The 12,013-nt window shown below is 40.8% G+C and carries 12 protein-coding genes and 1 riboswitch; of the genes, 1 reads left to right on the forward strand and 11 read right to left on the reverse strand.

Annotated features, from left to right (window positions below):
* Positions 1-11 precede the first annotated feature (11 nt).
* The 6 genes from T356_RS0106290 to T356_RS0106315 form a co-directional block, all read right to left on the reverse strand.
* Positions 12-608, reverse strand: coding sequence for a TIGR04100 family radical SAM protein (locus T356_RS0106290; protein WP_026513760.1), 597 nt, complete (start codon positions 606-608; stop codon positions 12-14).
* 13 nt (positions 609-621) lie between these two features.
* The gene (locus tag T356_RS0106295) at positions 622-1,149 is read right to left on the reverse strand and encodes a TIGR04002 family protein (protein WP_026513761.1); all 528 of its coding nucleotides are present in this window, start codon (positions 1,147-1,149) and stop codon (positions 622-624) included.
* A 118-nt stretch (positions 1,150-1,267) separates the two neighbouring features.
* Complete coding sequence (locus tag T356_RS0106300) at positions 1,268-2,512, reverse strand: MFS transporter (protein ID WP_026513762.1); 1,245 nt, start codon at positions 2,510-2,512, stop codon at positions 1,268-1,270.
* A gap of 198 nt (positions 2,513-2,710) precedes the next feature.
* Positions 2,711-4,183, reverse strand: coding sequence for a hypothetical protein (locus T356_RS0106305; protein ID WP_026513763.1), 1,473 nt, complete (start codon positions 4,181-4,183; stop codon positions 2,711-2,713).
* A 226-nt stretch (positions 4,184-4,409) separates the two neighbouring features.
* Positions 4,410-5,159: a hypothetical protein gene (locus tag T356_RS0106310; RefSeq protein WP_026513764.1), complete on the reverse strand. Its 750-nt coding sequence runs from the start codon at positions 5,157-5,159 to the stop codon at positions 4,410-4,412.
* A complete protein-coding gene (locus T356_RS0106315) occupies positions 5,156-5,872 on the reverse strand; it encodes a queuosine precursor transporter (RefSeq protein ID WP_081777765.1) in 717 nt (238 codons plus the stop codon). Before T356_RS0106315 ends, T356_RS0106310 begins: the two co-directional genes overlap by 4 nt.
* 360 nt (positions 5,873-6,232) lie before the next feature.
* Between T356_RS0106315 and T356_RS18610 the strand changes: the two genes are divergently transcribed.
* A complete protein-coding gene (locus T356_RS18610; RefSeq protein WP_051563205.1) occupies positions 6,233-6,922 on the forward strand; it encodes a peptidoglycan recognition protein family protein in 690 nt (229 codons plus the stop codon).
* A gap of 71 nt (positions 6,923-6,993) precedes the next feature.
* On the opposite strand, the gene T356_RS0106325 is transcribed toward T356_RS18610, so the two are convergent.
* The 5 genes from T356_RS0106325 to T356_RS0106345 form a co-directional block, all read right to left on the reverse strand.
* The gene (locus tag T356_RS0106325) at positions 6,994-7,641 is read right to left on the reverse strand and encodes a hypothetical protein (RefSeq protein WP_026513766.1); all 648 of its coding nucleotides are present in this window, start codon (positions 7,639-7,641) and stop codon (positions 6,994-6,996) included.
* 384 nt (positions 7,642-8,025) lie between these two features.
* Entirely contained in the window at positions 8,026-9,648 is a 1,623-nt protein-coding gene (gene groL / locus T356_RS0106330) for a chaperonin GroEL (protein ID WP_026513767.1), read from the reverse strand.
* A 183-nt stretch (positions 9,649-9,831) separates the two neighbouring features.
* On the reverse strand, positions 9,832-10,116 hold the full coding sequence (locus T356_RS0106335; RefSeq protein WP_026513768.1) for a co-chaperone GroES: 285 nt from the start codon (positions 10,114-10,116) through the stop codon (positions 9,832-9,834).
* A gap of 259 nt (positions 10,117-10,375) precedes the next feature.
* On the reverse strand, positions 10,376-11,077 hold the full coding sequence (locus T356_RS0106340) for an LppM family (lipo)protein (protein ID WP_026513769.1): 702 nt from the start codon (positions 11,075-11,077) through the stop codon (positions 10,376-10,378).
* Positions 11,078-11,157: 80 nt separating this feature from the next.
* The gene (locus T356_RS0106345; RefSeq protein ID WP_026513770.1) at positions 11,158-11,763 is read right to left on the reverse strand and encodes a DUF7738 domain-containing protein; all 606 of its coding nucleotides are present in this window, start codon (positions 11,761-11,763) and stop codon (positions 11,158-11,160) included.
* Positions 11,764-11,913: 150 nt separating this feature from the next.
* A riboswitch (cyclic di-GMP riboswitch) is annotated at positions 11,914-11,997 on the reverse strand.
* Positions 11,998-12,013 lie beyond the last annotated feature (16 nt).

The following is a 12,013-nucleotide window of genomic DNA, read 5'->3' on the forward strand; positions in this document are numbered from 1 at the left end:
TTTTGATTAATTTAAGTAAAATGTCTTATTCTCAGCTCTATTCCTGTATTTTCCGAAATCTGTCTGCACCGCTCTATATCCTCATTTGACAGAACATCCACTATCGACCACTTAACATCTTTTATCTTTTCCTTGCATTTCTTTGCAAAATCAACCATCTTGTCAAATCCGTTTTCATACTTAGGTCTTGATACTTCCTGATATCTGGCTGAATCAGGTGCATTTAAGCTGATGGATACACTGTCTATCACCTCCGCCAGCTCAGAAACGATATTTCTTCCATTCTCTTCATTTCCAAGACCGTTTGTATTAAGGCGTGTCCTTAGCCCTTTTTCTTCCTTCGCGATCTTTGCCGCCGCAAGAAGCGTATCAAGCGCACATGTGGGCTCACCGTAGCCGCAAAATACAAGCTCATCGAATCCTGTAAAATCATAATTTCGTATCGCATCCAATACTACATCTTTTGAAGGATTCTTTTCATGCCAGAGTGTATCTGCGCTTCCGATACCGTCTTTTTGCGAGCGTATGCAAAATGTGCAACTGCAATTACATTTATTGGTAATGTTTGCGTAAACCGAATTTTTGTATGTGTATAAAATATCTGCCATTGTTTTATGCTCCTTATGTCGTAAATTTCAAAATATTTCTCTTAATACCCGCACTCTGAAATGCAGTTGCCACAATATAGAAGAACAACGCGCTCCCGCCCGACTGAACAAGACTTCCGGAAAATGCCGATATCAAAGCAACTTCTGTCCCGAATAGTATTTTTTCAGCGATATAGTATCCCGTTGCGGAAATAAAAAAAGAAATAACAGGAGCCAAAAGATTGCGCTTAGTCAGTAGTGTTTCGCTTTTACTTGAAAACGGCAACACTATCAGCATTTTTATTATAACCGTCGCAACAGCCCACATAGGTGCCGTAAGAAGATCTGCAATTCCTCCTCCGAGCGCCCCGACTATCATTGCATAAGGCGCAGGTAAAAGTACTGCCGCAAGATAGATCACTGAATCTCCAAAATGAACATATCCTCCATTTATCCCTACCGGAATATGAAAGATATATGCCGTAAAAATAACCGTAAGTGCCGTCAACGCTCCCGCAAGAGTCATAAGGCGTATTTTACTGTTTGAACTTTTTTCTGTCATGGCAACCGCCCTCCCATATCAAAAATATTTATATGAAACTTTACAGCATATCTGACCATATAAAAATACTCAGATTATATTTATTTGATATGACCAGTTTTGGGCAGCACCTAATTTTTTAACTTGCTTTACTTAATTTTTCTTCATATTCAAACTCTTCATCTCTATCCACTCTCACAACCAGAATAGCCGCAATTACCGCAACAGAAACCATTGCTATGGAAAACGACCACGCATGCTTTAATCCATAGTTATCAAAGAGATATCCGCTGTAATATTTCACGACGCCCGTTATAAATGCCGAAACAAAATCCGTGATGCCGTACAGCCTCCCCCTTAGTTTGGCGGGAACCTTACTTGCAAGATATGATCCGACAACTGTTGCCATCAATATCTCTCCCAATGTAAAGAGTATTATTGATACATAGTAACCGACAATCATACCAAACGACAAAAGAAACGAAACAAAACTTAGTGCCTCAAAAACAGTTCCGATCATATACTTTTTGGCCAATGAAATCTTTTCAAGAAGCATTGTTATAAACGGAGTACAAAGCACAACAATGAAGCAGTTTATACTTACCACAGATCCGTATATCGCAGCTCCGCTCTCCGGATATGCCTTTGATATATCAAGCGGCATTAGGTATCCGAACTGAGAATATGCCCCTTCCTGAAAACACATTGCAACTATGAATAAAGAAAGAGCCGCACTCCTTTTGATAACACTCATTATATTCTCATCATCGGCTTTCTTGCCCAAAGTATCTGAGTGTTCTGTTTTATGCACAGTCTCCCTATCTTTCACAAAGAATCCGATCAGAACCGTAGATATGCCTATTGCAATACCGTTTATGATAAAGCACAGCCTCAAATGGCTGTTAAACAAAAATCCTGCGATAGTAGGCGCAAGTACAAGCCCGATATTTTTCCCGAGATACAGAAGCGAAAATGCTTTTTCTCTTTTGTCCAGAGGTGTAATATCAGCAACCATCGCATTATATGCAGGATGTTCCAGCGTCTGGAAAAAAGATCCCGCCATTACAACACATATGGAGAAAATTGAAAGCGGCATAAATCCGCTTGTGATATAGAGGATAATTGAAATAATATCGCAGAATATTATAAGTCTCTTCTTATTGAACTTATCCGCAAGATGTCCTCCCCATAAATTTGCAGGAAGAAAAAACAAGCCGCTGATTATCGAAAAAGTCGCCGTTTCGGTAGCACTCATGCCTAGCTTCCTATTAAGTATCATCGTCAGAACCGGCCATATCATTGCACCGAGATTTGTAGCTATTCTTCCCAGAAAAAGAATATAATTCTCTTTTTTAAGTCCCTTATACTGTGTAAATAATCTCATGTCTGTCATGCCTCCCGGAACAATTTATTCTCTGTTTTTTCGTATACGATTAGAAGACATTATCATTTTTCCAAAGAACAATCAAGGTAGTTCATAGTATAATACCCCTCCTCCGCTTGCAACTCTTTCACACATAAATAAGCCCTGACTCGTAAAAGTCAGGGCCTGTGCGATCAATATTTAATTACACTGCATTGTTTATACAAGCTTTGTTCCTTTGTGTCTCTTGATTTCAAAACAACCGCCGGACATGATCGTTTCCTCGACATATGCAGTAAGAATATCACTGTAGCCGCGGCTTTCATCCTTACTATATCCCGGCTCAAGTGAAGTAAACTCACCATTCTCGTATGTAATAGCAAGCGCATTGCTCTCGCTTGTTCTGAGAATTATGATCATCTTATCACCGTTATTAACAACAGTATATTCATAATCCTTATCATTAAGGAAACTCTCTATCTGATCAACATCTCCTGAAACCGCATCCGCCATACTCATACCTATTGCAGAAGCCTGCTCGTTTACTGCCTCTGTAAGAGCATCTACCTCCGCATCCAAAACATCATCAAGTTTAGTTACTCTGTTATCCGTTTCTTCAAAAACAGTTTCTTCTTCAACTATCGGAGTCTCAAATGCCGCAACATCAATATCGCTTGCGACAGGTTCTTCTACAATCGCATCAATCTCTGCAACTTCGGGTTCACTGCTTTCAGGTTGTATCTCTTCAGAAGCAGTCTCCTCGGCAAATTCCTCATCTGCATTTGGAACTTTGTGTAAAATATCTCCAACATCAGGAATATCATTGATATCCAACTTAGGTTCTTCTGCAGCCAAAGCTTCTAAAGAAATCTCTTCAGCAGCAGGTTCTTCTATAGCCGCTTCCAGCGCTTCCTCTGTCGCTTCTTCCTCTATAACCAGTTCCTTAGCCTCCGGTTCTTCCGAAATAAACTCAGTAGATTCTGTTATCGGTATTTCCGCAGACATTGCTTCCGTAATCTCAGTTATAGGTGATTCCGCAATTTCATTATCTGTAGTCTCCGTTATAGGAACTTCTGCCAAGAGACTTTCAAGATCCATTATTTCAGATTCATCAACTCTTGTATTGCCTGAGCCTTCAATTGAAATGTCACCGCTATCTTCCTCGGGACCTTTTTCCGCATCCGCTTCAACCATTGAAGCAAGCATCGCATCAACATCGGCTGCCGTTTCTGCTCCTGCCATCGCTGTAAGCATTGCGTCCACATCAACGGAAGGTTCAGCTGCCTGATTCTCTTCTGTAACCGCCTCAGTCAGTACAGTTTCTTCTTCCGGCAACATATCTGCCGGTGTTATATCTATTGGCTCGGTATCTTTAAGAATATCTTCCGAATCGCCTTCCAAAAAATCCGTACTCTGAACTTCTGCAGCGATATTATCCATAGTCTCTGTCATTGCCGCATCCGCCGCAATAATTTCTTGTTCTTCAGACACCGCACCGGCCAAAGCATTAAGCGCCTCCAGTGCTGCAGCATCAATTATGTCAGAACTATCTGTATCAGGTGCCGATCCAACATCAACTCTTTCAAATGATGAAGCCGATTCTTCCGCCTTCATAGCAGCCAAAAGATCATCGAGATTTGCATTTGATAAATCCTGCTCATTCAGAATATCCTGTGTGTCCATAGCTTCCATTTACTGTCTCCTTTCAAAGCCACCCCTATATTAAAACATTTCCTGCTATCATAGCATGACAACATATCACTCTTTCGGTATGTTTTTATTATCTTATAGTTCAGCTATAATTAACAGTAAATTTTTTATAAATTCAGAATATTCCTTTTTTTTGGCAAGATATGAATGCAAAACGGAGACAGCTCATGCGAGTTATCTCCGTTTGTTGATAGAGCGGCTCTATCATCTATTTATCATGCCCCACTTTGTGCTTGTTGCCTTCGTCCCATTCGTCGTAGATATCAATTGCGGGATTCGTTTTTAGTTCCTGATAGAACGCGCTGCTATAAAACTCTTCTATCGCTTTAACATCGCGCTCCGGTCCATTCTTGACTGTTGTATATATACTCAGGTTAACTCGATCAAAAAATTCAAGCCCAATCGCAATATCTTTTCTAAGCTGCTCGATAGTCTGGCCTTCCATTCCAAACATTATATTGATCCAATCAAAATATTCTGCAATCTGTTTGGGCGTAGCGCCAGGAAGCCCTTTGTGCAATATCTCTTCTCTGATATGCTCATCAAAAGTTTCAACTCCGCAGCGAAAAATCGTATCAATATCATACTGTCCGAAAAATTCAGTAAAAAAGTGATTTGCATTCCTGTAAATATAATGACCTTCGAGAATGACCGTCTTAATTCCCTTTTCCCTGCAAGTTTCTCTTATGTAATTAAGCGTGGTAAAAGGAAGCTCGGTATATGAAGCAGAACATGTAACTTCAAGAACCGACGAGCCAACTTCTGTTCCCTTTACCTGCGAAAGAACTTTATTATTCACGGTATCACAGGCAAGTACCGATGAAGACTTATCATCCTGATAATCACAAAAAGTACATTTGCCCCACGAACAGCCAAGAGATACCAGTAATACATTTTCTCTTTTCATGGAGCTTGCGTTCTCATCCACAAGCTGATAACGCACAAGATCGTAGATCATGCAACCGCCTCCTGCTTATCATCCTCTTTTTCCAGGAGTATTCCGCTTTTGCGATTAAAATATCCCACAAGGTACAAAAATGGAGTGTCACAGCCTGCAATAAGCATTTCAATGATAGATCCCGCAAATGCAACCTCAATACAGTACCTGATTGGAAATGTTCCGGCAAAAGCAAGTATCGAGAAACCAAAATTCTCTGCACAGTTGCAAAGAATGGTGGATACATTGTTTCTGAACCACATATATTTTCCGCCGGTCTTCTGCTTTATCTTCTGATAAAGAATAACATCTACCCAGTTGGACAATACGAACATTACTCCCGATGCGGTAGTGATCCTTACAGACATCGCAAATATGATCTTCATGGCACCATCAACCGTATCATATGAATTCGGAACAAAAAGCTGCGTGAAATTCGCAAAGATAATATAGGCAACAAGCGCTGCCGCTGCTATCTTTACGGCATTCTTACTTGCTTTATCGCCATACTTCTCATTGAGAATATCCGTAGTAAGATATGTCGAAGCAAACATAACATTGCCAAGAGCTGTTGAAATGCCTCCGATATCAACCTGTTTTGAAACCTGGATATTAGCAAAAACAACCGCAAGAGCCATCCATGTATAAAGCCCCCACTTGCCAAAAAGCTTATCCATCAATAGAACTCCTGAAAAGCATACAACAAGTTCCATAATCCCCAGTAATAAATTCATTTTCTATTACCTCTCTTTAATAAAAAATATGTCTCTATGAATATTTGCTCAGGGAAAATCAGAAAACAGAATTAAGGAAATGTTTTTTCCTTAAAAATAAACAGCTCCGCGAATTAACGCAGAGCTATCAGAATGCATGACAATACATGGTATTTCTAATCAGCCCTGGTTTTGTTTAACGACAGGATGGTGCAAACGAACTGTCGGATTATTATTGTAATAACCTTGGGTATGATACTACGTGTTTATAACGGTGTCAAGATACCTTACTTTGTTAAATATTGACACCCGGTATCAAAAATGGTATAAGTGTACTAGTAGCGTTAATACACGTTATAATTTTATGAAAGAAAAGATACTATGGCCACTTATTCATCTCCCCGAAGACACCCACAACCAAAAAGAAAAAGAACAGCGAAAAAGAATAACAAGCTTAAAGGAAACGCTTTTTTCCTCTTTTTAGAGCTTATAATTCTTGCCATTCTTGGCTTTCAGGCATTTCGTATCATTACCAAAAAGAGCAACGTAGAGATTGCCGCGGAATTAGAGATTCCTTCATGGATAGACGTACAGCTGATTGATGAAGGGAATCCTTCAAGAAGCGGTGTTCAGCTTGAAGGTATAAATGATATTGTTGTACATTACGTAGGAAATCCAAGAACTAATGCGCAGCAAAACAGGGATTTCTATAATCAGCAGGATTCCGATGTTTGTTCTCACTTTGTTATTGGACTTGAAGGCGAAATAATTATGTGTGTACCTCTGACAGAGAAATCCGCTTCAAGTAATGACAGAAACAGGGATACGATATCGATCGAGGTATGCCACCCGGATGATACGGGTGAATTTACTGATGCTTCATATCAATCGCTGATAAAGCTGGTGAACTGGCTGAGGAAATCGTTTAATCTGAGTACGGATCATGTTATAAGACATTATGAGGTGACAGGAAAAGAATGCCCTATGTATTATGTGCGGAATCCGGAGAAATGGGATCAATTTAAAGAGGATTTGAAGGCAGCGGAAGAAGCCGCAGATGATGAAGAATAAAAATAAAGGGAGATGCATACTTTGCTCGTAAAAGAGCCTGTATGCATCTCCCTTTCTGTCTCATATTATGTTTATGAGTAAATATCAAATGAAACAGCACAGCCGTTCTTGATTTTAATGGAAAGTCCCAATCCTGATTTAATCACAGAAGAAATATAATCCGAAAATTCCTCCTTGCTCATACCTTTAGCTGCCTGTTCTCCGCCGCTTGAAAGAAACTGGGTATTTGCATCGATTGGAAATGTATATGTATTATATCCAAAATCTGTATTTGTATCACGCTGAGACAAAGCCCCCTGAAGAACAACCGCATTATCGGTAACTTCGATACTTTTTACATAACTTGAAAAATACTTTGAAGGTTCAGGTACAAGGTTTGTATCATAATCTCCGTCTTTCAGAGATGAAGTAGCTGCAGCAGGTGCTTCCTTAGCTGTTTCTTTGCTTGTATCCTTGCTTGCTTCATTACTTAATTCTTTACTTGCCTCTTTACTTGCTTCCTCTGTTGCAGCACCGGTAGCTTCTTCTGTTGCTGCTACGGATGCCTCAGCTTCTGCTTCTTCGATCAACACTTGAGATGACTCTTCTGTTGCAGCTGCCTGCTCCGATGTCTGTTCTACTGCAGATGACTGCTCGTTTACAGCATCTGTGCCTTCTGTTGATCCACATCCTGTTGCCATAATAGCAACAACTGCCATTGCCAATACACTTTTTCTCATTTCATAATGTCCTTTCCCTTGGTAGTATGGTATTACGATAAAAAGTTACAACAGATACTAATTATAAGACATTTTGTGGGGATGTCAAAGGGGAATTCAGGTAAGAGGGAGGGGAGGCGTGAGGCTCGATTAGGTTTTGCGAGCGCCCATACAATAGAAAAAGGCACAGCATACTTTGCTCGTAAACGAGCACGTATGCTGTGTCTTTTTCTATTGTCGTAAAGCTCTGCCCGACACATGAACACTAGCGGCTCCTACGGAGCCTTCTCAAAACAAAAGAAAGAACTGGCCTTTCAAGCAAGCTTGAAGGACAGTTCTTTCTTTTATTTTGACCGCTTCGCGGGCTAGTGTTCATGTGTCGGGCAGAGTTTTACTCGTTATCGATTACATCATTCCCATCCCAGGTCCACCTGCAGGCATTGCAGGAGCGGGTTCTTTGATTGTTGCTACAGCTGCTTCTGTTGTAAGGAAGCTTGATGCAACGGATGTGGCGTTCTGGATAGCGCTTCTTGTTACCTTGGCAGGATCAATGATTCCGTCTTTAACCATGTCTACGTACTCTTCTGAGTATGCGTTGAAGCCTATGCCGACTTTGCTTTCCTTAACCTTGTTAACGATAACTGATCCGTCAAGACCTGCGTTGTTGGCGATGTGGTAAAGAGGTGCTTCAAGTGCTTTAAGAACTACGTTAGCACCTGTCTTCTCATCTCCTTCAAGGCTTGAAGCAAGCTTTTCAACTTCCTTGGAAGCGTGGATGTATGCTGAACCACCACCGAAGATGATACCTTCTTCTACAGCAGCTCTTGTAGCATTGAGAGCATCTTCCATTCTGTACTTAGCTTCTTTCATTTCAGTCTCTGTTGCAGCACCTACTCTGATAACGGCTACGCCGCCTGCAAGCTTAGCAAGTCTCTCCTGAAGTTTTTCTTTATCGAAATCAGATGTTGTATCTTCAATCTGCTTCTTGATCTGTGCAACTCTTGCAGCGATCTCATCTTTCTCACCAAGACCGTCAACGATTGTTGTCTTCTCTTTCTCAACCTTGATGCTCTTAGCTCTTCCGAGGTCATCAAGTGTTGTATCCTTAAGCTCAAGGCCAAGGTCTGAAGAAATAACCTTACCGCCTGTAAGGATAGCGATATCCTCAAGCATAGCCTTTCTTCTGTCACCATATCCGGGAGCCTTAACTGCTACTACGTTGAATGTTCCACGGAGTTTGTTAACGATAAGTGTTGTAAGAGCCTCACCGTCTACATCCTCAGCGATGATAAGGAGCTTAGATCCTGTCTTAACAATCTGCTCAAGAAGAGGAAGGATATCCTGGATGTTAGAGATCTTCTTATCTGTGATAAGAACATAAGGATCCTCAAGATTTGCTTCCATCTTGTCCATATCTGTAGCCATGTAAGCTGAGATGTATCCTCTGTCGAACTGCATTCCTTCTACGAGGTCAAGCTCAGTCTGCATTGTCTTAGACTCTTCGATTGTGATAACGCCGTCGTTTGAAACCTTCTCCATAGCGTCAGCGATCATCTGTCCAACTTCATCATCTCCTGATGAAACAGCGGCAACTCTCATGATCTGATCCTTGCCTTTTACCTTTGTAGCCATCTTGCTGATTGCTTCTACTGCGCACTCTGTAGCCTTCTTCATACCTTTTCTGAGTACGATAGGGTTAGCGCCTGCAGCAAGGTTCTTAACACCTTCATTGATCATAGCCTGTGCAAGAACTGTAGCTGTTGTTGTTCCGTCACCTGCTACGTCATTTGTCTTTGTAGCAACTTCTTTTACAAGCTGAGCGCCCATGTTCTCATAAGCATCCTCAAGCTCGATCTCTTTTGCGATAGTAACACCGTCGTTTGTGATTGTAGGTGCACCGTATGATTTATCGAGAACTACGTTTCTTCCCTTAGGTCCGATTGTTACTCTTACTGTATCTGCAAGCTTATTAACGCCTTCAACCATAGCTGTGCGGGCGTCCGCGCCGTACTTAATTGTCTTTGCCATTTTAAATGCCTCCGTTTATTTTTTATTTATTATGATATACGGATTGCTTCGCTTCGCTCTCGCAATCCTACATACATTCGGAATCCGGCATATCTGCCTACTTCCTCATGTATGTTCGCATCCCGAAGTCAAAAAGTCATATGTGCAAGCACCTGACTTTTTGACCTCTGTCTGCTATATCAATCACTTTATAATTGCAAGAATATCGTTCTGCTTAACAATGATGAATGTCTCGTCATCAAGCTTAACTTCTGTTCCGGCATATTTTGAATAGATGACATTGTCACCCTTCTTAACCTGCATAGTAACTTCTTTACCATCTACTACTCCGCCGGGTCCTACAGCGATAACTTCTGCCTGCTGAGGCTTCTCCTTCTCTGCTCCGGGAAGTACGATTCCTGATTTTGTTGTTTCTTCTGCTTCAAGCTGCTTTAATACAACTCTGTCTGCAAGTGGTTGTAATTTCATTACAAATGCCTCCTTTATATAATGGATTGAATAATCATTTTTAATTGTTAGCACTCTTTTCGATTGAGTGCTAACCTCTAAGAACATATATTAGTGACTTCGCCTGGTATGTGCAAACGTGAATATAACACTATTATTACCGCATTCTCACAATTACTCTTTCAATCTCTTTTTTTCTCTCATTTGCACCATTTGATGTAAACTCGCATAGAAAAAGAGCAGTTATCGGAGCTTCACGCGCTCTTCAAACCGCTCTGCGTCATTCATTACTTTCAGCTTTCGCTTTCTTCTTTTTCTTAAGTATTACAACTATGATCGTTACCATTGCTATCAAAACTGCCAATATAGCAATTCCGGCGATTACCGCATTCATATCAACAAGCTTATACTCAAGATGAATCCCATCCGGATCGTCAAAATTAAGAAGATCCCATTCATAGGATCTGCCATCCTCCGAAACGTGGGTCGCATTGTTCTCCACTGCCTTTGACGGAAGATTGATCTTAACCTTCATCTGTGCTCCGCTCATCTTAACGTAATCACTGTATTCAGATGCTGCGCTGAGCTCTTTTGCCTCTTCTGCGATATCCCAATCAAGCGTATATTTCATGCCTTTTCTCGTCAGTTTAAGCGATTTCAGCTCATCGGACAGGGCTGTCTTTTTATTCTTGTTTGAATCCTCAAGTTCACTGACAGGCACATCTTTTTTCTTGATAATATATCCCGAATAGCCGCCGTCTTTGAACTCTTCTACATCCCATCCGTCATCTTTATATTCTTCTATCTGCTCATCCGACAGTATCTCTCCAACCTCACGATTGGTTACATCAAGTACCGCATAGCTTATAGCTATATCCATCTTACCGTTGCGCTTGACATTTATCGTTGCATCAAATCTCACGCATCCGGTAAGGGCAGCTATTAGGAAAAAAGATAATAAAAACGCCTTTATTTTTCTCATCAGCCGGCACCTCCTCCATCGGATTCTCTTCGAGCCTTCAGTGTCCTGTTTATAAGCTTTGCTATTATACTAAAACAATGTCATACTTTCTTAAAATATGTAAGTGAAATAACCTTCTCATCGGCCGCAAAAGAAATGCTGCAGTTGTCAAACTCATATGACAACATGTGGCTTCCTTCCATAATCTCTGAATCAGGATTTCCGTAAGCGGCTTTAAGTTCTTCTATCGTACTTCCGACACCAATTCCTCTTGCTGTCTTTACATCCTCTATATCGATCGTAAGCTGACCGGGTACTTCAACCATGTCAACCTCATCTGTAAAGAAGACAATTCCGTCAGAAGCAAATGTGTAAATATATCCCGGATGATCTGCCTCCATTGAATCGGGAGTTCCAAGTCCGTCAATTATTGTCTGAACATCGTCAGTAAATGAAATAGTCTTTCCATTATACTCAAAAGATGCATCGTCTCCTGAGAATGAAGCACTCGCCTCATCCGCCAAAGCAGACTCCTCTGCACCGCCCTCATCGACAGGCTCTTCAGCTGAAGTCTCGTCAGCCGAAGTTTCATCACCTGAGTTAATTGTTGTATCAACAAACTCCTTTATATCATCAACTCCATCGCATCCCATAAGTGTGACCATCATAACTGATGCCATCAACAATGTCATTACTCTCTTTTTCATTTTTTCATAAATCCCTTTCTGTTAATTAGTCACTATGTCTCTAAAGGATCAGAATGCACCATATCATAGCGGATCAATCTTCAATAAAGGAATCAGCAACGATTTTTTTCCAAAATAAAATGACTGCAAAAACAGCCTTTACATCCGCTATTTTGCAGTCAAACCATCTCTTTATACCATAAAAGATTTACGACTTTGCGCCCATACATTACTGTATGTTTGCCCGTTCAATACATATCCATATACTTCC

The organism is Butyrivibrio sp. LB2008 (assembly GCF_000621565.1).
Lineage (GTDB): Bacteria > Bacillota > Clostridia > Lachnospirales > Lachnospiraceae > Butyrivibrio.

What these genes read in the sequence shown, in the direction of transcription:
- T356_RS0106290 (WP_026513760.1), bottom strand. Translation starts at nt 608, where the DNA reads ATGGCAGATATTTTATACACATACAAAAATTCGGTTTACGCAAACATT.
- T356_RS0106295 (WP_026513761.1), bottom strand. Translation starts at nt 1,149, where the DNA reads ATGACAGAAAAAAGTTCAAACAGTAAAATACGCCTTATGACTCTTGCG.
- T356_RS0106300 (WP_026513762.1), bottom strand. Translation starts at nt 2,512, where the DNA reads ATGAGATTATTTACACAGTATAAGGGACTTAAAAAAGAGAATTATATT.
- T356_RS0106305 (WP_026513763.1), bottom strand. Translation starts at nt 4,183, where the DNA reads ATGGAAGCTATGGACACACAGGATATTCTGAATGAGCAGGATTTATCA.
- T356_RS0106310 (WP_026513764.1), bottom strand. Translation starts at nt 5,159, where the DNA reads ATGATCTACGATCTTGTGCGTTATCAGCTTGTGGATGAGAACGCAAGC.
- T356_RS0106315 (WP_081777765.1), bottom strand. Translation starts at nt 5,872, where the DNA reads ATGAATTTATTACTGGGGATTATGGAACTTGTTGTATGCTTTTCAGGA.
- T356_RS18610 (WP_051563205.1), top strand. Translation starts at nt 6,233, where the DNA reads ATGGCCACTTATTCATCTCCCCGAAGACACCCACAACCAAAAAGAAAA.
- T356_RS0106325 (WP_026513766.1), bottom strand. Translation starts at nt 7,641, where the DNA reads ATGAGAAAAAGTGTATTGGCAATGGCAGTTGTTGCTATTATGGCAACA.
- groL (WP_026513767.1), bottom strand. Translation starts at nt 9,648, where the DNA reads ATGGCAAAGACAATTAAGTACGGCGCGGACGCCCGCACAGCTATGGTT.
- T356_RS0106335 (WP_026513768.1), bottom strand. Translation starts at nt 10,116, where the DNA reads ATGAAATTACAACCACTTGCAGACAGAGTTGTATTAAAGCAGCTTGAA.
- T356_RS0106340 (WP_026513769.1), bottom strand. Translation starts at nt 11,077, where the DNA reads ATGAGAAAAATAAAGGCGTTTTTATTATCTTTTTTCCTAATAGCTGCC.
- T356_RS0106345 (WP_026513770.1), bottom strand. Translation starts at nt 11,763, where the DNA reads ATGAAAAAGAGAGTAATGACATTGTTGATGGCATCAGTTATGATGGTC.